25 protein-coding genes and 1 pseudogene are annotated in these 19388 nt (G+C 33.2%); 7 read left to right on the plus strand and 19 right to left on the minus strand.

Annotation, left to right across the window (positions count from 1 at the left end; translation table 11 throughout):
• The first annotated feature begins 235 nt into the window (after positions 1-235).
• On the plus strand, positions 236-1306 hold the full coding sequence (locus ACEWK1_RS20295; protein WP_416636592.1) for a DUF2515 family protein: 1071 nt from the start codon (positions 236-238) through the stop codon (positions 1304-1306).
• Positions 1307-1352: 46 nt separating this feature from the next.
• Here ACEWK1_RS20295 and ACEWK1_RS20300 read toward each other — a convergent pair whose 3' ends face one another.
• Entirely contained in the window at positions 1353-1535 is a 183-nt protein-coding gene (locus ACEWK1_RS20300; RefSeq protein ID WP_098799498.1) for a YozD family protein, read from the minus strand.
• Between the two features lie 161 nt (positions 1536-1696).
• Here ACEWK1_RS20300 and ACEWK1_RS20305 point away from each other — a divergent pair, with 161 nt between their 5' ends.
• Positions 1697-1891: a hypothetical protein gene (locus ACEWK1_RS20305; protein ID WP_121662482.1), complete on the plus strand. Its 195-nt coding sequence runs from the start codon at positions 1697-1699 to the stop codon at positions 1889-1891.
• Between the two features lies 1 nt (position 1892).
• Here the strand turns inward: ACEWK1_RS20305 and ACEWK1_RS20310 are convergent, their stop codons facing one another.
• From ACEWK1_RS20310 to msrB, 6 genes and pseudogenes are all read right to left on the minus strand, one after another.
• Entirely contained in the window at positions 1893-2564 is a 672-nt protein-coding gene (locus ACEWK1_RS20310; protein ID WP_416636593.1) for a hypothetical protein, read from the minus strand.
• A gap of 132 nt (positions 2565-2696) precedes the next feature.
• Positions 2697-2924 (minus strand): YozE family protein, encoded by a 228-nt coding sequence (locus ACEWK1_RS20315; RefSeq protein ID WP_121662484.1) that lies wholly within the window; start codon positions 2922-2924, stop codon positions 2697-2699.
• Between the two features lie 160 nt (positions 2925-3084).
• Positions 3085-4074, minus strand: a complete 990-nt coding sequence (gene bioB, locus ACEWK1_RS20320) for a biotin synthase BioB (protein ID WP_121662485.1) — start codon at positions 4072-4074, stop codon at positions 3085-3087.
• A 192-nt stretch (positions 4075-4266) separates the two neighbouring features.
• A pseudogene (locus ACEWK1_RS20325) lies at positions 4267-4344 on the minus strand (YjcZ family sporulation protein); the annotation flags it as partial.
• Between the two features lie 198 nt (positions 4345-4542).
• Positions 4543-4920, minus strand: a complete 378-nt coding sequence (locus tag ACEWK1_RS20330; RefSeq protein ID WP_121662487.1) for a VOC family protein — start codon at positions 4918-4920, stop codon at positions 4543-4545.
• Positions 4921-5019: 99 nt separating this feature from the next.
• The gene (msrB, locus tag ACEWK1_RS20335; RefSeq protein WP_121662488.1) at positions 5020-5979 is read right to left on the minus strand and encodes a peptide-methionine (R)-S-oxide reductase MsrB; all 960 of its coding nucleotides are present in this window, start codon (positions 5977-5979) and stop codon (positions 5020-5022) included.
• 193 nt (positions 5980-6172) lie between these two features.
• On the opposite strand from msrB, the gene ACEWK1_RS20340 reads away from it, so the two are divergent.
• Positions 6173-6595, plus strand: coding sequence for a MarR family winged helix-turn-helix transcriptional regulator (locus ACEWK1_RS20340; RefSeq protein WP_121662489.1), 423 nt, complete (start codon positions 6173-6175; stop codon positions 6593-6595).
• Positions 6596-6713: 118 nt separating this feature from the next.
• Entirely contained in the window at positions 6714-6965 is a 252-nt protein-coding gene (locus ACEWK1_RS20345) for a DNA alkylation repair protein (RefSeq protein WP_121662490.1), read from the plus strand.
• Between the two features lie 56 nt (positions 6966-7021).
• Here the strand turns inward: ACEWK1_RS20345 and ACEWK1_RS20350 are convergent, their stop codons facing one another.
• Positions 7022-7150 (minus strand): hypothetical protein, encoded by a 129-nt coding sequence (locus ACEWK1_RS20350; protein ID WP_257536029.1) that lies wholly within the window; start codon positions 7148-7150, stop codon positions 7022-7024.
• Between the two features lie 308 nt (positions 7151-7458).
• Here ACEWK1_RS20350 and ACEWK1_RS20355 point away from each other — a divergent pair, with 308 nt between their 5' ends.
• On the plus strand, positions 7459-7632 hold the full coding sequence (locus ACEWK1_RS20355) for a hypothetical protein (RefSeq protein WP_162987246.1): 174 nt from the start codon (positions 7459-7461) through the stop codon (positions 7630-7632).
• 180 nt (positions 7633-7812) lie between these two features.
• On the opposite strand, the gene ypmT is transcribed toward ACEWK1_RS20355, so the two are convergent.
• From ypmT to ilvA, 10 genes are all read right to left on the minus strand, one after another.
• Entirely contained in the window at positions 7813-8013 is a 201-nt protein-coding gene (gene ypmT / locus ACEWK1_RS20360; protein ID WP_121662491.1) for a protein YpmT, read from the minus strand.
• A gap of 50 nt (positions 8014-8063) precedes the next feature.
• Positions 8064-9185, minus strand: a complete 1122-nt coding sequence (locus tag ACEWK1_RS20365; protein ID WP_121662492.1) for a S1C family serine protease — start codon at positions 9183-9185, stop codon at positions 8064-8066.
• Positions 9186-9188: 3 nt separating this feature from the next.
• Positions 9189-10346: an FxLYD domain-containing protein gene (locus ACEWK1_RS20370; RefSeq protein ID WP_121662493.1), complete on the minus strand. Its 1158-nt coding sequence runs from the start codon at positions 10344-10346 to the stop codon at positions 9189-9191.
• A gap of 254 nt (positions 10347-10600) precedes the next feature.
• Positions 10601-11176: a YpmS family protein gene (locus ACEWK1_RS20375; protein ID WP_251404818.1), complete on the minus strand. Its 576-nt coding sequence runs from the start codon at positions 11174-11176 to the stop codon at positions 10601-10603.
• Between the two features lie 17 nt (positions 11177-11193).
• The gene (locus ACEWK1_RS20380; protein WP_416636594.1) at positions 11194-11988 is read right to left on the minus strand and encodes an SGNH/GDSL hydrolase family protein; all 795 of its coding nucleotides are present in this window, start codon (positions 11986-11988) and stop codon (positions 11194-11196) included.
• Positions 11989-12149: 161 nt separating this feature from the next.
• Complete coding sequence (locus ACEWK1_RS20385; RefSeq protein ID WP_121662496.1) at positions 12150-12734, minus strand: SCO family protein; 585 nt, start codon at positions 12732-12734, stop codon at positions 12150-12152.
• 94 nt (positions 12735-12828) lie between these two features.
• A complete protein-coding gene (locus ACEWK1_RS20390) occupies positions 12829-13803 on the minus strand; it encodes a nucleoside hydrolase (protein WP_232273319.1) in 975 nt (324 codons plus the stop codon).
• A gap of 197 nt (positions 13804-14000) precedes the next feature.
• Positions 14001-14843, minus strand: a complete 843-nt coding sequence (locus ACEWK1_RS20395) for a DegV family protein (RefSeq protein ID WP_416636595.1) — start codon at positions 14841-14843, stop codon at positions 14001-14003.
• A gap of 200 nt (positions 14844-15043) precedes the next feature.
• Positions 15044-15295 (minus strand): DUF2535 family protein, encoded by a 252-nt coding sequence (locus tag ACEWK1_RS20400; RefSeq protein WP_098797407.1) that lies wholly within the window; start codon positions 15293-15295, stop codon positions 15044-15046.
• Between the two features lie 154 nt (positions 15296-15449).
• A complete protein-coding gene (gene ilvA / locus ACEWK1_RS20405; RefSeq protein WP_251395947.1) occupies positions 15450-16718 on the minus strand; it encodes a threonine ammonia-lyase IlvA in 1269 nt (422 codons plus the stop codon).
• A gap of 189 nt (positions 16719-16907) precedes the next feature.
• Between ilvA and ACEWK1_RS20410 the strand changes: the two genes are divergently transcribed.
• Both ACEWK1_RS20410 and trhA read left to right on the plus strand, forming a co-directional pair.
• Complete coding sequence (locus ACEWK1_RS20410; RefSeq protein ID WP_121662499.1) at positions 16908-17138, plus strand: hypothetical protein; 231 nt, start codon at positions 16908-16910, stop codon at positions 17136-17138.
• 106 nt (positions 17139-17244) lie between these two features.
• Positions 17245-17886: a PAQR family membrane homeostasis protein TrhA gene (gene trhA, locus ACEWK1_RS20415; protein WP_121662500.1), complete on the plus strand. Its 642-nt coding sequence runs from the start codon at positions 17245-17247 to the stop codon at positions 17884-17886.
• A 230-nt stretch (positions 17887-18116) separates the two neighbouring features.
• Here the strand turns inward: trhA and ACEWK1_RS20420 are convergent, their stop codons facing one another.
• The gene (locus ACEWK1_RS20420) at positions 18117-19331 is read right to left on the minus strand and encodes an MFS transporter (RefSeq protein WP_416636596.1); all 1215 of its coding nucleotides are present in this window, start codon (positions 19329-19331) and stop codon (positions 18117-18119) included.
• Positions 19332-19388: the final 57 nt, after the last annotated feature.

Below are 19388 nucleotides of genomic sequence, written 5' to 3' on the forward strand. Positions count from 1 at the left end.
ACTCGAACTGTAACTTCTTCGATATGAATGTGAATGTTTACTTGAAGATAATAAAGATTTAAGGATTTTCTTTAACATATTAAATCCCTCTTTCTAAAAATTTTATTTTTTTTATTATATCTCATTAGTATATACGACAAGAAAGAACAAAGGTTTCAAAAATTTCATACAAATAAAATAGGAATTTAACTACAACTACTGTAATAAACAGCCTACTTTAAAGGACGGTTTAATTATGATTGAAGAATTTAGAAATAAAAAAGCAAACGACCAGTTTCTTGAGCAGCAACTAAAGAACATATTGAAAAAATCTCCTCCTTTTGTTATTACACAAAAAGAAAGAGAAATAATCAACACTATTTCTAATGAAACAAAAATTCACAATAAAAATAATCTTACTAGAACAAATGCGTATTTAACATTTTATCATCAACATCCAGAGATTCATTGGGCTTTTCTTGCGCATATGGTTTCACGCAATGGTGGATACAATATGACAGATTTGAAAAGTCCTTTACTTGAATCTTTTGTTGAAAGCAAGCAACAAACCATTCTGTTTCATTTTTTAGAAAGAGCTAATGCTCTGATTTTTCATGATGCTTATCCACAGCTATTACTTTATAAAAAAAGCAAAGAAGATTCTACTGATTACTTCGATTTATTACCTTATTTTCATGTTTCTAAATTCATGATCCCAATTTGGAAATTCTTCTTTACTTCACAACAATCTTCACTGCTAACATATGCATTAATAACCAATGAACAGCATTATGTTGAAAAACACTTAATGACACTTCCTTTCACAAAAAAAACTGTTCTACATTCATTTACGTATTTGCTTCAGGAAAAATTAGGATTCACACATGTGCTTTTCCCTTTTAAACGCTATCGCTTTTTAAATAAGCATTCATTAGCAGGTTTAGAAGTTCATGACTTTTCTTCTGTTAAGACTAGAATAGATACTGGTAAGAAACTATACAGCATCCTTTTTTCAAAAAATTGGCTTACTTCATTTTCTCAATTTGCTACTAAATATGAACACACAGCTTCACGTCATGATTATTGGCCACATATTTTCACCAATAACAAAATGAATGCTAATAAAATTTACAGCCCACCACTAAGTAAGGCTTGGGAGGATGTTCCACACATATTCCAAAAATACCAGGATTGGTATTTTGACTTTTCACAAATAAGAAATTTTCATACCCCATTTAATATTGAATTTCAGGTTATCTCAAAAAATGTGAAACATGATTTAAAACTTATTAAGGCATTGTCAACTATGAAAGATCTATTAACATAATAAAAAAGGCTGACATACATTCATGTCAGCCTCCCTAGTATTCTTCCTATTCATTCTCTTCATAGTCTAAATCTTCATCGATAATGCATTTGTTAAGAAGGTAATCGAATGTTATATCTGCAAGTTCTCCAAGTTCTTCTTCACCTGGAACATACCCTCTTTTTGTGAGCTCATTGTAAAAGAACTCAGCAATCTCCTCAGTATCAATAATTACTTCTATTTCCTTCACAATATCGCCCCCCTTCTATTTTTTATGTCCATTTGAAGGGACATATGCAAATCAATGAATAATTTTTTTATAGGACTTTATAAAATGAACAGGAATAAATAAAGAGTGACAACATATAGATAGTTTTAAGTGGACAAGCTAAAAAAGGGGCGGAAATCAATATGTTAAAAGACATTCAATATCCTTCAGTTTATAGTGAAAAGAAACAACAAAATTCTAAACAACGTGTACTAGATTTTATTGATGGCAACGGCTTTGATTCTCTTTTAGAGATTTCATTAAAAGCACTATTTTATGGAATGGTCTTTTTCTGTGTTCCTTACCTTATTTATCTCATTATCTCTTTGGCCTTATAAACTAGTCTTTATATCTATATAAGCTCTTTAAAATTAAGTTCATCATATCCTTGTATTCTTCATCGTGAAACATTTTAAATAAGGTTTCATAATCGTTATAGATATCAAGCATTTCATCTATTAATTTTTTATAATTTTCTTCTTCAACAGGTTGTTTTGTTGACTCAAGACCAATGTAACTATGAATCATAGAAGCATAATATCGACTTTCGTCTGAAATTGTATTATGCAAATGAAGCTGCTGCATAAAAGACTCAGCCTCTTGATTGCTGATCATTAGGCTCATTTCATCCTCAGTAGCTTCTAACCATTCTCCATCGGACATACGGTTTAATTCATACGTTAGTTCTTCCCACCCGTCCTCCGCATATCTCCACACTTCTGTTCTCACACCTACAATGCGAAATAAAGAGCTTCCGTATCCTTTAACTAAAACAATATCACCTATTTGATAGTGAACATCAATGTTTATTTTTTCTGTCTCAATAAGAGATCCTTCATAATCAGAAAATAATTGAAGGGCATTTTCATAATACAAAATATCACCATGATTCACTTCGTACGCAAATTGATGATCAACAAAATGGAGCTTAGTTATGGTACCCACGGTTCCATACATAATAATCACGACAATATCCCCTATTTTAAATTTTGGTCTGTTTTTATTTTTCATTTCCATCTCTCCTTTGTCGTGATTGTAAGGATAAGATAGTATATGCTGAAACTTAAAATTCGTCATGGATAGTTTTTTACAAGGAAAACCAAAAGGACAAAGATGAGCGTTTGTTCATCTTTGTCCTTTTAGTTATATTCTTCTTAAAATTTCATTCTGATAACGATCCCAGGCATCGTCGAAAACTGACATACTTTGTAAATAATGACCGTTCATCTCCAAATAAGAACTCAGCTCATCATAACGATCAGTTGTCTTCGGAAAAGCATGATCAAGATATGCATCATTGGCAAATTTAGATAAATCATCCTTTGGTTTTGGATGACGATATTTCATTAAATAATGATAAAAAGACTTCACCCGTTATTCCCCCGTTGTTTTTGCTTATTAAAGACTAGGATAATACAACTGAAGAACTTTAATCAAGCCTCGATTATATTTTCTCCCTTAATTAATGTTATTTCTTAAATAAAACAAGTAAAACCACAGGAGATATACTGTGGTTTAGTTTCGGTTCATTTTAAACACTCATTTCTTCATACTGAAAATCTATCTCAAATCCAAGATCCTTAAGCATTTTATGATCTGCAGTGCTTTCTTGCCCCGCTGTTGTCAAATAATCTCCTACAAATATGGAATTTGCTGCATATAAGCCAAGTGGTTGTAGAGACCTTAAATTCACTTCACGTCCCCCAGAAATTCTAATTTCTTTTGTTGGGTTTATGTAACGAAATAAAGCTAGTACTTTCAAACAATATCTAGGATTTAAATCATTTGTCCCTTCAAGAGGTGTGCCATCTATTGCATGTAAAAAGTTTACCGGGATTGAATCTGCATCTAATTCTCTTAAACTATATGCCATATTCAACACATCATCTAATGTTTCACGCATTCCAACAATAACACCTGAACAAGGTGAAATACCACTTCGCTTTACCAACTCAACTGTATTCGTACGATCTTCGTATGTATGCGAAGTCGTGATAGAAGAATGATGTTCTTTCGATGTATTTATATTATGATTATAACGATCTACTCCAGCTTCTTTTAAACGCCTTGCCTGATCTGGTTTTAGGATACCTAGGCATGCACAAATTTTCAATCCATATTTGTCCTTTATTTCACCAACAGCAGTTGTTACTTGATCAACTTCCTTATCACTTGGCCCCCGGCCACTTGCAACAATACAATATGTACCCACTTTTAAGTTATGAGCTTGCTCTGCACCTTTTAAAATAGATTCTTTATCTAGCATTCTATATTTCTCTATTGGTGCCTTTGAAACAACTGATTGTGAACAATAACCACAATTCTCAGGACATAATCCTGATTTAGTATTGATAATCATATTAAGTTTCACTTTTTTTCCATAATAATGTTTTCTAATCTTAAATGCACCATTTAATAGTAATAATAAGTCATCATCATCACACGTTAAAATTGATTTCGCTTCTACCCTGGTTAAAGCTCTTCCATTTATCACATCGTCCGCCAATAATCCCCAATTCATTTTCCCATTCCCCCTTAGGTTACTTATAATAATGGTAATGAATGGGTATTGTTATGTCAACCATTTTATCGTTATAGTTAACATAAAAAGCATAATATTTTCCTAATATAGGTGCACACTTAATGCTATATTATGAACTAACTTATATCAGCTCAAAAAAAGAGCTCACATCGGAGCTCCTTTTCAAAAAAATTAGTGAATGTAAGCCGCACCAACGATAATTAATAAAATGAACAACACAACAATTAATACGAAGCTATTTCCATAACCATATCCACCTGTGCTTGGGTATCCATAATCATAATAGCAATGCATATTGTTTCACTCCTCGTATCGAATTTAGATTTCCCTTTACTTTATGTCATGGGTGGGTTGTATCGTATGTGCATTCGCCTATTTGTAGGTAAAAAACTAATTTTCAAAAGAATTGCAAAAACCGGGCTACATCCATAGCCCGGTTTCCTTTCTTTAACGTTCAAAAAATTCGATCCATTCTTTTTCTGGACCTCTAAAGAAAATATACTTTGCTCCATTTGGCAACTCTGTGATCTCTTCAAAGATCCATTCTACGTTTGCCGCACGTAATCTATCTCTTTCTTTCTCAATATTATCAACTTGAAAAGCAATATGATGAACCTTTCCTTCATCAGGTAAATTAGGATTATATCCTTCTATAAGTTCAACAATAATATTGCCTCCCACACCTAAAAATGCTAGCTTCATTTTTCCATCTGTATGTAAAAATTGATCGAGCAATTCAAGACCAACTACATCTTTGTAAAATGTAATGCTTTTTTCAATATTTTCCACTTGTATTCCAACATGCTCAAAGCCTAATACTGACATCTGTTCTACTCCTCTTTTTCTATTTTATTCCCATTTTAATACAAAGAATGCAAGAGTGTCTATACTAGAAAAAGGCCGAACTCAATTCAGCCTTTTTCACTATTTATCAAATAATTGAGCGTATTTACCATACCCCTCTTTTTCTAAATCATCCTTAGGGATAAATCTTAAAGCAGCCGAATTAATACAATATCTTAAACCATTAGGACCTGGTCCATCATCAAATACATGACCTAAATGGGAATCAGCTGTTTTACTTCTAACTTCTGTACGAATCATTCCATGCGTTGTATCCATTTTCTCGACAACTTCAAAGTCTTGGATTGGTTTTGTAAAACTAGGCCACCCACATCCTGCATCATATTTGTCTTTTGAACTGAATAACGGTTTTCCAGAAACAATGTCTACATAAATACCTTCTTCTTCGTGATTCCAAAACTCATTGTGAAAAGGAGGTTCTGTGCCATTGTTTTGAGTCACTTCATATTGGATAGGAGATAAAGTAGATTTTAAATCTTCTTTGTTATTACCTTTCCAATGCTCTTGTATAAATCGGTCTCTACCAGATCCTGTTCGATATTGTTTGTAACGACCGGTACTTTTTTTATAGAAATCCTGATGGTATTCTTCCGCAGGATAAAATGGTTTTGCCTCAAGAATCATTGTAACAATAGGCTTCGAAAATCTTCCACTTTTTTCTAACTCCTCTTTTGAGGCTTCTGCCAACTTCTTCTGTTCTTCTGTATGATAGAAAACAGCTGTTTTATAAGATTCTCCTCTATCAAAAAATTGACCACCTGGGTCTGTTGGATCAATTTGTTGCCAAAATAATTCTAACAGCTTTTCATAAGGAAATATTTCAGGATTAAACGTTATTTGTACAGCCTCAAGATGCCCTGTTGTATTTGAACAAACTTCCTCATATGTAGGATTTTCCTTATTTCCCCCGGTATAGCCCGAAATAACGCTTTCGATACCTGGTAACTCATCGAAGGGCTGGACCATACACCAAAAGCAACCACCAGCAAATGTAGCGAGTTCCAACTTGTGCTTATTCATCGATTATCTTCCCTCCTATTAACTAATGGATTCTATTATATATCATGCAATAAAACTTAGAAAGTAAACAGCTTTTTTATGCAAAGTCTCTATATTATCATCCAACATCATTTTCTTTAATAAACCTTGACACTTTCTATAACATTCCTTAGTCTAATTAAAAGGATACTTTGATAGTACGGAGGAAACTAGGTTGAATAATCGTCAAGAAAAGATGTATGAGATGGAAGCCCTAATGCGTGATGTTTATAAGAAAACTCGTCACGAAATGAACCAAGTTTATGACAATGAAATGTCTAGAAATGAATTTTTCATTTTAAAAACTTTGTATGAACTTGGCCCAAAAAAGTCATCTGACTTATCCAAAATACTAAATGTTTCTGCTTCTCATATTACAGCAGTAACTGACTCGCTTATCGAAAAAAATTGGATTGAGCGTGTTCGTTCTGTCAAAGACCGTAGAATTGTTGATATTCATTTAACGGAAGATGGGAAGAGCATTCTTGAGCAATATGAAAAAAAGAAAACGGACTTTTTGTTAGAAAAATTTAATGATTTTAGTGATGAAGATATTGCAAACTTCATTATATTATTTAAAAAACTATTAAAAGAATAGTATATATTTGTTAAAAGCTGTAGGTTTGAGAGGAACATCCAAACTACAGCTTTTTTACATATAAACAAATAATTTATACATACTAAAGAAAATAAGAATTATTACGGAGGTCAGAATCATGTCTTCACCATATTTATGCCCAAACTGTAAAACAAATCGGACCCGGTTTAATATTATTGAACAGCTTGCAAAACCGGTTAAATTAAACCCACAAACAGGAGATATAGTAGAAGAGCTCCAGCAGTCAAATTTAGATCCGTTCCATGTTTCATATAAAGGTCCTAATTATCGAGTACAGTGCGGAACTTGTGGTTTAATTGAAGACGAAATATCATTTGTGAAAAGAGCACAGATAAATCAGTCTTACTAACATCACGAAAATAAGTGGAATAGAATCTGTCAAGATCAGATCTATTCCACTTTTCTTCACTCACTATTTTGAGTCATATTAAAAAACATCGGGTCTTCTGTTTTGGCTTTTTTTGAGGATTTCACATCTTTCTTCCCCATTTTCCCATCTGATTCATAACTTAATTTTTTATTTTTGTTTTTCAACCTTATCTCTCCTTTACTTAATAGCTATCATCATTTTTTCCATTTAAGATGAAATTATGTAGACAATGAATAAATGAAGAACTTTCCTACCACAGTCTGATTGAAGAGGGAATGGAAGTATCGATTGAACTAGTTTTACAATAAATTACTGTAAAGATCATTAATGAATTTTTAATTGATTTTTAATTTTTTAAGATCATGTACAAATTCTGTAAAAAGTCTATGCACACCTGAAATTTCCATTATTATTAAGTTGAGCCAACTGGTTCACATATAAATTACTCAACGTTACATGGGAGGAAAAGACAATGAATAAAAGTTTATTATTAAAAGTTGGAGCTTCTTTACTTGCTGTATTTTTAATGGCTGCATGTAACAACACAGAGGATACTGAACAAGAAGAAACAAATGTAGAAGAAACTGAAGAAGGTACTGAAGAAACTGAAGAGGGCACTGAACAAACTGAAGAAGAAGCAGAATAATCATAAAACTTTTAAATTAGAAAGCTCGCTGACTGGTGAGCCTGAAAGATGAAGCGTGATGAGTAGTTGTATTTACACTTTATACTTAGAATTAGCACTATGTGGGAATTCTTCAAATGCTGCTAATTAATGCTTTTAGTGTACAAAAAATGAGAGGGATTTCCCTCTCATTTTAATAAATTAACTCTCACTTTTATGTTTTTGCTTTTCATCTTTAATATGCCATACATAAACTGCGATACTCAAACACAATGTGCTATAGGCGACATTTAAGTACACCTCATCCATATTTTCTGCAACTAAATGCTGATAGGCAATTCCACCGAAAATAAGCGCAATTATGATGGCTGCAACTCCCATTAAAACAAATTTGTTTTTCATAATAACCCCCTTATATTATTAAGCAATCCAAGGAATATATATATGAATAATCAATCCTGCTTTTTCTCTGATATAATTTTGGCCTGATCATTCTCGTATGCTACCACATAATTCACAGAAGTTGAAGAAGTTTCTTGACCACTACCTGTTCTTTTCACAATCTCAAGGACTGTTTCAACGACTATTTGTTCTTCTTTTTTTACGGTTTTTAATTCTTTTATACTTATAGATAAAATATTCAAATACTTTTTACGAAATGATTGATAATCTACATTTGACTGCCATTCACTTCCTAACAAGGAATAAGCAGTGACAAAATCATTAAAGGTTATACTCTCAATGAAGTAGCTAATTAAATAATCTGATGTTTCTATAATCTTATTTTCGTCTATATCAACGGTTGCGTCAATAGAAGGTTCAACAGGAAGGTTCTTCATTGGTGTTTCCGACCAACTATTAACAAGTGGTAATACTGCACTAATTGGGAGGCTAAACCCGATATTTCCTTGCTCAATTCTAGCGGAATTAATTCCAATAACAGCTCCTGTTTGCCGGTCAATCAGAGGACCTCCACTATTACCTGGAGCAATGGGTGCAGATATTTGATACACATCTTCATAAATATACGGATCAACACTTAGTTCTCTGTCCGTCCCACTAATAATTCCAGTTGTAACCGTATTTTGAAAACCTAATGGACTACCTAGTGCCAATATTTCATCTCCAATTTCTAGTTTGGTATTTGGTGATATACTTAATGGCTCCACATCCTTTAAACCTTCAACTCGAACGACTGCTACATCAGTTTCTGTACTTATTCCAATTACTTTTCCATCTAAACCTTTTGCATCTGTTGTTCTAACTTTCACCTCACTAGCTCCACTAACAACATGTGCATTCGTAATAATATCACCTTTATCGTTATATAAGAAGCCAGAACCAACAGTACCATCATCTAATTCCACCATTACAACTTTCTTTTGAGCCTCACGAATAATTTCCTTTATCTCCGGAACAGTTTGATCATTATTCGAAATTTCGACTTTATTTAAAATCGTTGACTCAGAAAAAACATTTTTGGTTGTTTGTTCTTTAATATAAAAATAGCCAAACCCACCTGCTATCCAAATTAGAAGGGATACTATGATACTATATATCATTCTCTTATTCATAAATTATCCTTTCTTCTCTTCTAATAGCCATGAAATATTCATAATGTTAACTTTTGCATTTTCTTTTGTTGAATATGTTACATGTTCAAAATCACCAGTTTCACCTGGCTCCAGCTTATTTGGAAACACATTTGTTTTACCTGATTCTAATTCCTTTCCTTTCTCATCGCTAACTGTAAACTCAATAACAATGGAATGTACTGTTTCTGTCCCATTATTTTTCACAGAACCATTGATATAAGCATCACCATACTTATCAACTTTTATATTGATTGCTGTTAATTCCACGGCTTTTGTAAGATTATGTTGTTCTTCCATTTTAGCTGCTTGAAGAGCTTTATTAATTCGCTCTTGTTCAGCTTTTTCAAAACCGGCTTTTTCCTCTATAATCCGATCTTTTAGCGATAACAGTTTCTCATTATTGACAACATACTGTAATGCCTCATCTACTATATTTAGCGCTTGGTTAAAATGTTTATTTGCCAAGTTTTCTTCAGCTTTAACCGAACTAATTGTGACCATTTTCGTATAAATCTGTTGTTTTAATTCAGTAGCTTCTTGTAATTCTAACGAATAAAAAGTGGCCAATTTATCAGCCAATTCATCAATAGATTCAAGTTTATTTATTTCTTCTTTCATTTCCCCAACCTTGACGGAAGTTTCGGCTTGTTTAATTTCGTGACTAAGCTTTACAAATAATGGTGATCGATTCGTAGCCATTTGGCGCTTAAGTAAATCAAGATCCCGCTGAGCACTTTCATACTGTTCATCCATTATTTTTTGTTCAACTTCCGTAAGATCTTCATTTAATTCGATAATTGTTAAAATTAATTCTTTCTCATTTATTAGAATATCGTAATTATTACGATATGAAAGACCGGTTTCTACAAAATCTAATGCTTTGTTATATTCCCCTGCTAAAGCAGCCTTTTCTGCTTTTTCTTGATAAGTAATGACGTTACCATTTACTTCAGTTTCATGAGAATAAACTAAAATTAGAACAAAGAGAACCGATAAAAAACTTCCTACTGGAATTAAGAAGCTGAGTAAACGAGTTTTTTTGTTAATTGATTTATGATGATCATTTCTTCTTTGCCCACAATGGGAACAATAATTCGCATTTTCTTCCAAAAAACTAGCTCCACAGTTTATACAAAACAATTATACCCCTCCCACTCTAATGTCAGAGTTAGAGCTTACTAATACGTCGTCTAATAGATACATTTCTTCTGGTATCTATTAATCTATCTATTTATTCGACATACTATTCTATAAGTATACATGTTTCAACAAGATCATTCTAGGTTTTAACCTGGGGGTAATTCGTACCATTTTTCACTATTTAATAAAACAATACTGCAAAGAACTAATCCCCCCCTTAAAGAGCTATAAGGTCTAACATTTGAAGTTAGACCTTACGGGAGTGGAACATATAATGTAAATGTGATGTCATCTTTTTCTAAATTAAAGCTTTCAGCTCTTGCACTTAAACCACTTTTTAATGTTAATTGATCAAGATAAATATCAATCATTTTTTTACTTGGATCAATTACCACATACTTAGGAAGATCATAATAGGTATTCATATATTTTAGTACATAAGACACAGGAAGCTTTAACTGTCCTATTGACAATTCATTAACCAATAACTGAACATTTCCATCAGATTTAACTTTCGGTTCCAGAATTAACTTCATGTCAATATCTTTATTAAAAGCTTTTACAACTCCATACACGTTTACTTTATCTTCAAATTCCACTCGATATTGTAAATTTTGCTGATCTGTTTCCTGTTTTAAATAGTGATTTACTAAATGAGTTAAATCACTTTTCTGGGTTTTAATAAGAAAAGGGACAGTTCCTTCCTTACTAACTTTCGTGTTTTGTGCGCTAGGTTTTTCAGTTGGGATCAATGAAGAAACTGTCACGAACAAAAGAAACAGTACGTTAATCCCAGCTAGAACCAAAAAAGAAATTTTCCACCTTCTCATTACATCACTCTTTCTACCTATTGATTTAAGGATACTTCCGCTTTAGATATAGAATCATATACTCGCTCAGCTATTAATGTATACCCGCTTTCATTAGGATGAAATTCATCTTTGTACAATAGCTTATTGTCTACTTCAGAAGTAGAGAAGATATCCTCAACAGATACAAATATCCCATTTTCATCTTCCGTTATCATCTGTTTTGAAACTGAGTTCCATTCATCGATAATTTGATCGATTTCCGTTACATTAGGAAGCATGTATTTAAAAGGATTATAAAGACCAACAAATACAATTTGTGCATCTGAATTATAAGAACGAATTGTGTAAAAAATATTACTTAATCTTTCCTCGTAAAGTTTTTGCTCTGTTCTAAAAGGTTCAAAGTCCAATGAGAAAATATTCTGACGAACTACATTCATGATGTCATTCCCGCCAATAGTCATAACAATCATATCTGCTTTCTTAATGGATTCCATTACTTTATCATTTGTTAACTTTTTTTGCAGATTAGATGTTTTATGTCCCTTTACCCCGTAATTTTCAACCAAAACTTCCTTAATGTGATCCTGATTTTCCAACATTTCAGTCACCCTGCCAACATAACCACCCAACTCAGCTCCATCGCCAACTCCCTTTGTTAAAGAATCACCTATCCCAACTACCTTCATCGTTTTAGGAAAAAACTCTTCAGAAGGAGTATCCTTTTGGCTTAAAGATACAGGTTTATATTCTAGTTTTGTAGCAGGCTGATTCATACATCCAGTTAAGCACAAGCCAAGTATACTAAACAATACAAGCTTTTGGAGCATAATATCACCCCGTTATTTAATTTCAAAAAAACATTATATCATGTCACAATGGATAAAAGCTTTTTAAATCCTGAAAAAAGTTAGCTTTTAAACTTTTAACTTTATTATATCTTATGAAAAAAGACTCCTAATGGAATCTTTTTTCATGGCTTATCTTTTGTTTATTCCTGGCTTATTGCTTTGATATCTGTAATCATTTGATCATATGGCGGATTTTCAACACCATTGTAATCTTTTAGCACCGTACCGTTTTGATCAATTAAATAAAAATAAGTACCATGGATCACTTGGTCTGTACTTTCTGGCTTTTGAACAATAGTCTTAAAGCTTTCTTTTGCAAATTCTTCAATTTCCTTTTGTGAATATCCCGTTAAAAAATCCCAGTTTTCAAATGAAATTGAGTATGGCTCTGCAAACTCTTTAAGTTTATCAGGAGTATCAGTTTTTGGATCAACACTAAAGGAAACAATCCTAGTATTAAGCCCTTCATTCTCTAATTTCTGTTGAAGCTCCGCCATGTGCGCTGTCATTGGTGGACATACTGTATCACAGCTAGTAAAAATGAAATCAGCTACCCACACCGTTCCTTTTAAATCCTCTAATGATACCTGCTCATTGTCCTGGTTTGTATATTCAAAGGATTGAACTTCATAGTTAAGTGGATTTTCAATAGGTGATTTTTGTCCGCAGGCACTTAAAATAAGAATAGTGGCTCCGATCAGACTCCATAACATTTTCTTTTTCATTAATACCTTCACCCTTCTGTTTCGTTCATAATGAAAAGTTTATCAAAATACGACATAAAGGGGAAGATGAATGATGTGAAGCTTTTTTGAATAATTAATAAAACTTATTGCCATTTACAAAGGTACTGTACACATTCTCAATATAGAATTGATAATCAAATTTTATCGCAATAGAATGTATAGGATACTTTTCGAGCTCTTTATAAGGCCTGAAATCTCCAATGCTCTGTCCTCTTGCCACACCATCTTCCGTATTGATTTTTACAGGCTTATCAACAAATTGAAACTGGTTGCTATTTGTTACTGCCCAGAGTGTTAACAGGTCATGCATTGGTCCACCCGAAATGGAGGGATCTCTTTTTTTATACCAATCTGAATAATAGGTGATAATTGGCTTTAATAATTGTCCTACACTATCCCCAGTTCTTTTAAAATATTGGTCAAGTTGATTGATGATGTTATCAGGAATAATTGCATAATTGGTTACATTAAGAGGAAATATCTTTACTTTTTCTACATTGCTTATCACTAGATTTGCTGCGTAATGATCACTATAAAAATTTGCTTCAGCAATCGGGGTTGCATTACCTGGAAAAAGGAATGCACCGCCCATAATAAAAAACTCTTTGACTTGTGAGAGGAAATTAGGATATAAAACAATTGCTGTTGCTAATGATGTTAAACGACCGACATTAACAATACTTATTTCATTTGGGTATTGATTAATAACTGTTAAAATCTCATAAAAGTTTTCGAATTCAGGAATCGGTTCGCTCAAATCAGGAGTAATCGGACCAAGTCCATATTCACCATGAATTTCTGGGAAATAAGTGGGTTGTTCCCCAGTTAACGGTCGATCTGCTCCTCCAATAATAGGGATATCTGTAAGCTGGGTTATTTCTTGAATATATCTTGCTGTTATAGTGGCGTTTTTCTTTGAGATATTTCCGTAATCAACAACAATTCCAACAATATCAATACTCTTACTATAATAAGCAAAAAGTAAAGCAACAATATCATCAATTCCAAAGTCTCCTATAAACAACACTTTTTTACGGATGATTAACACCACCTGTTTGAGGGATTAGCTAAAATAATACATTGCACTTAACTGTTCTTTTTATAATAATTATGCGTAGATTTTATCACAATGTCTTTTTATATTTTAACCCAATACAATTGGGTTTTATATGTATTAATCAGATGCAGAAAGAACTAAAAAAACCCAGACAATCCCATAAAAATGGTCATATCTAGGTCTATTATTTACTCTGCAAAAAACATAAACCCGACTGCACCTGATCCCGTATGTGTAGAAACAACAGGTGTTGTAAATGAGACATCTACCATGCAATTCGGACTAATTTCAAGAACAGCTTGCTTTAATTTTTGGGCAAAATCATGTGCGTCGGCATGGGCAATACCAACTGCTTTAACAGTTTTTCCTTTCACATCTTCAGCGAACTGCTTGGCTAAGTATTTTACTGCCTGAGATTGACTTCTAACTTTCCCAACTGGAGTATAAAGGCCATCTTGTAACTTCGCTATTGGCTTAATATTGAGTAAGGAGCCTATTAAAGCTTTTCCACGACCAATCCTACCACCCTTCACAAGATTCTCCAGTGTATCTACACTTAAATAAAGTCTTGTGTGATCATGAATTTCAGCTATTCTATGAAGTATTTGTTCTTTTGAAGATCCTTCTTTAGCCATTTTTGCTGCTTCCAAAACTTGAAATCCCAGTGCCTTAGAAATAAACATTGAATCAAGAACTGTTACATCAGCTTCGCTCATCTGAGCAGCTGATTGAGCTGATTGGACAGTCCCACTTAAGCCTTTTGTCATATGAATAGAAATAATCGAACTACCATCCTTGCTTAGCTCATCGTACACCTTTAGAAACTCCCCAGCAGGTGGTTGTGAACTCTTAGGAAGTTCCTTAGATTGATTCATCATTTTTATAAAAACATCTGGAGTAATGTCAACTCCATCTGTAAAATGTTTATCATCTATAGTAATGGAAAGTGGAACAACCGTAATATCATATTCTTCTATCAATTCTTTACTCATATCTATCGTTGAATCAGTTACAATTTTAATTTTTTGCAAATCCTCACATCCCTAAAAAGTCTACCTACTATTATACCCCCATTAAAGGTACATTCAATGAAATTATTTCTTATCGCTTAAAATTATATGCGACTTCAATCCTATTGATTGGTATATTATCAAGATGTTTTATTTCGAAAGAATCAAATATTAAGTACTTTTAGACAAAAAAAAGAGAACCAGACACTTCTGGTTCCCTCCTAAGCATTGTTTTTTAATATACTACTTCCAAAGATCGCTTCGTAGTCAGGCCATTTCAACACTTTTTTTAAGTAATCTTTAAAAGAATAAATACTTCTTGGGTTTATCTGTGTTTGGATAATGGATATAAACTTCTGTAAACGGATTTGAAGCATGAAACGGTTTTTGTTATCCTCCTCCAATACTGGGATATCAGTAATTTTTACCTTCTGTCCACTTGCCAGTTTGAACTCTAGGCTCTTGAATAACAAGTTATCAATCCTCTTTTTTACCCGTTTCCTATATTATAACCCAATTACAATGAGAAGTCTGTCTATTTTTGTCTAATAAAAAGTTTTTTTTCGGCGTTTTCATCGTTGAGATATCAACGTTTTAGACTTACCTCAACGTTAAAAAAGGATACTTTTAGATTAAAAGGTGAAATAAATTGCTATCCTTATTCACTTCCGTTACGAAGAAACCTTTCTTTTTCATTCTTTTTACAAGAGGTTCATAATCTTCTTTTTGTTTTAATTCAATACCTACTAATGCCGGCCCATTGTCTTTGTTATTCTTCTTAGTGTACTCAAAGCGGTTAATATCATCGGTTGGCCCAAGCACTTCGACTAAGAACTCTCTTAATGCACCTGCACGTTGTGGGAAATTCACAATAAAATAATGCTGTAATCCCTCATAAATCATTGAACGTTCTTTAATTTCCTGCATTCTACCAATATCATTGTTGCCTCCACTTACAATACAAACAACATTTTTACCCTTAATTTCATCTCGTAAAAAATCAAGTGATGCAATTGACATCGCTCCAGCAGGCTCTGCTACAATTGCGTTTTCGTTATATAACTCTAAAATAGTTGTACAGATTTTCCCTTCTGGTACAAGCAAAACTTTGTCCAAAACATCGTTACAAATAGAAAAGGTTTTGTCCCCCACCTTTTTCACAGCTGCACCATCAACAAATTTATCAATCTTCGCAAGTGAAACTACTTTGTTTTCTACTCTTGATTGATAAAGAGCAGGTGCACCCTCTGGTTCAACACCAATAAGCTTTGTTGAAGGTGAAATTGCGTGAAAGTAGGTACCCACACCAGAAATTAAGCCGCCTCCACCAACACTTGCTACAACATAGTCAATGTCCACATCAGCATCGTTCAAAATTTCTACTCCTACGGTCCCTTGTCCAGCAATGACATCTACATCATCAAAAGGGTGAATGAAAGTTCGGCTCTCTTCTTCACTGCTAATCATTGCCTTTTGATATGCATCATCAAACGTATCGCCGGTTAGAATAATATCAACATATTCTTTACCGAACAGTTCAACTTGAGAAACTTTTTGACGAGGAGTTGTTGACGGCATAAAAATTTTCCCATGGATTTTTAATTGACGGCAAGAGTATGCAACACCTTGTGCATGATTTCCAGCACTAGCACATACGATACCATTCTTTGTCTTTTCAGAATCAAGCTGCTTTATTTTATTAAAAGCACCTCTGATCTTAAATGAGCGAACAACTTGTTGATCTTCTCGTTTTAAATACACATTACACTCATATTTTTCAGAAAGTTGTTCATTTTTTTGTAATGGAGTATGTGTTACAACATCTTTTAGTAAATGATGCGCTTTTAATATATCTTCCACAAAAACATTGTGCACTTCATTGATTGTTTGTTTCATTGTCACGGTCCTTTCAACTGCTTGTTAATTTGAAATTATATCATGAATATTCGAAATTTAAAGGAAATATCAAAAAGTTTTACATAATTTTTAATTTTATGTTCCATAGATGGAACATAAGCAATAAGCTCACAAACTTTTCAAAAGTCTGAATAAATTCACACAAAACTTATATGAGGTGATAAAATAATGGAATATGAAATAAAAAATAAGGAAGGTGCAATTCCTTGTTTAATTGTTGCGGATGATGAAAATGGTCGTTACATGATAAGAGAAGCTGACACGAGCGGTGAAGTGTTTAACAGTTCAAGAGAGATGCTTTTTTGGATTTATGAAAATTGGAAAGAACAAGATTTTGAGGACAAACAATTGTTTCATCAAATAGTCTCTTCTTTACAAGATCATGTTCAGCAATCATAACTAGTATTTCTATTAAAAAATGATAAATGTCACTATTTCATCTTATGAATGAATGATATAATTTATAAATTGTTGAAAGACAATGACATTGAAAGGAGAAAAGATTATGGCAAACACACATACCTTTTCTAAAGGTGAAGAAATAGCAAATTCAATTACGCATGGTATTGGTGGCTTACTAAGCATTGCTGGTTTAGTCATATTGATTATCTTTTCCTCCTTACACGGAAATGCTTGGCATATCGTAAGCTTCACTTTGTTTGGAGTAACGATGGTTTTGCTATATACAGCTTCAACCTTAGTTCACAGCTTTCCAGCAGGTAGAGCAAAAGATTTTTTTGAAATATTAGATCACTCCGCTATTTACTTTTTTATTGCTGGCACCTATACACCCTTTCTTTTTATTGCGGTAAAAGGATGGGTCGGTTGGACATTATTTGGAATCGTTTGGGGTTTGGCAATAGGCGGAACAGTTTTCAAATCATTCTTCGTTAAGAAATACTTATTCTTTTCTACCATTATGTATGTTGTAATGGGATGGTTAATTGTTTTTGCATGGAACCACATTATTAGCAACGTGCCCTTTAACGGTGTAGTCTTGCTTGTCATTGGTGGAGTATTATATACAGTTGGTGCGGTTTTTTACGTTTGGCGTGGTTTTAAGTATCACCATGCGGTTTGGCATACTTTTGTTTTAGCAGGTACAGTGCTACACTTCTTCTCTGTATTATTGTATTTGTTGCCATAAATAGCACCTAGTACTGTTTTACAAAATATTTATCAAAATAAAACTATTCCAGACTTCTTTACATATTTGTAAGGAGGTCTTTTTATGTTTCCGATCAGAGCGTAAAAACTAAAGATCGTCATAACTGATTTTATCACGTAATGAATTAAAAGGCGTTATCCTTCTTTTTAGGGATAGCACCTTGTGTAAAAATCCACTCACTAGTCTTCTTAAACACAAAAAGAAAAATGTTATATCTCAATTTGTTTACTCTTTTGTAAAGTACTTTTTGCTAAAAGACTATTTAGTCTTTCTGAGCTTAAAAGCATTGCTGCTACAAAAAGAACGATACAAATTGGAAAAATACCTATTGTTGTATAAGACGCAATAAATCCAAGAAATGGTGGTAAAAAAGTACTTCCTGTATAAGCTACTGCCATTTGATACCCCATAATGGTTTGGGAATGCCTTTTCCCAAAACGTGTTGGTGTCTCATGCAACATACACGGAAATATTGGCGCTAAACCTAACCCAATCATAATAAAACCTACTAAAGAGAAAGTTGACGGCAATGGCAGGAATAAAAGGAAAGCACCAGCCAGTGCTACTGACTGTCCTGTACGAATGAGACTTAGATTACCTAATTTGAAAGTAATAAAGCCTGTTAAAAATCGACCAATTGTTATTCCTGCATAATAAAAGGAAACCCATTGTGCAGCAACTGCTACGGGTATCTCTCTGACATTCACTAAATAACTACTTCCCCATAGACCTACTGTTGCTTCAACTCCGCAATAAAACAGAAAGGATGCTAGAGCTAGTTTAACTCCCCTAATTTGCAAAGGTTTCACTTCTTCATTTTGACTAATATCATTTGACTCACCTTGCTTTTCACTTGTTATGGCATCGCTATTTTTCACCACTTTATTCCATAATGGCAATGTAAATAAAAGAATAAGAACTAATGCAAACTGTACTATTGCAATCGTAAAATATCCATTTCTCCAAGAGTTTTGTCCTGAAATAAATTGAGCCATAATGATAGGACCAAAAGTAGCTCCAACTCCCCAAAAGCAATGCAACCAGCTCATATGGTGAGCTTTATAATGTGTAGCAACATAATCATTTAACCCTGCATCAATAGCTCCTGCACCTAATCCAAGTGGTATAGCAAATAAAAATAACCATAAAACTGAAGGAGCAAAATTAAACCCTAACAATGCACCTGCAGTCATTAAAACACTAACAAATGTAACCTGCCCCGTTCCGAACCTTTTAAGAATCTTTCCGCTAGCTAGACTGGAGATAATGGTACCACCTGCAATCGCCATAAAAAGAAATCCAGCAGTCTCAAGCGCGGCCCCATAATCCAATTTCATTACAGGCCACGCTACTCCTAACAATGAATCAGGCAAACCTAAGCTGATAAACGCCAAATAAATAATGACTAAAAGAAATGTTGTCAAATTAAAAACCTCCCTTTTTATTAATATTTTTTTACTTTAACGAATTAGTATATAAAC

Source organism: Metabacillus sp. YM-086 (genome assembly GCF_048059995.1).
Lineage (GTDB): Bacteria > Bacillota > Bacilli > Bacillales > Bacillaceae > Metabacillus > Metabacillus litoralis_B.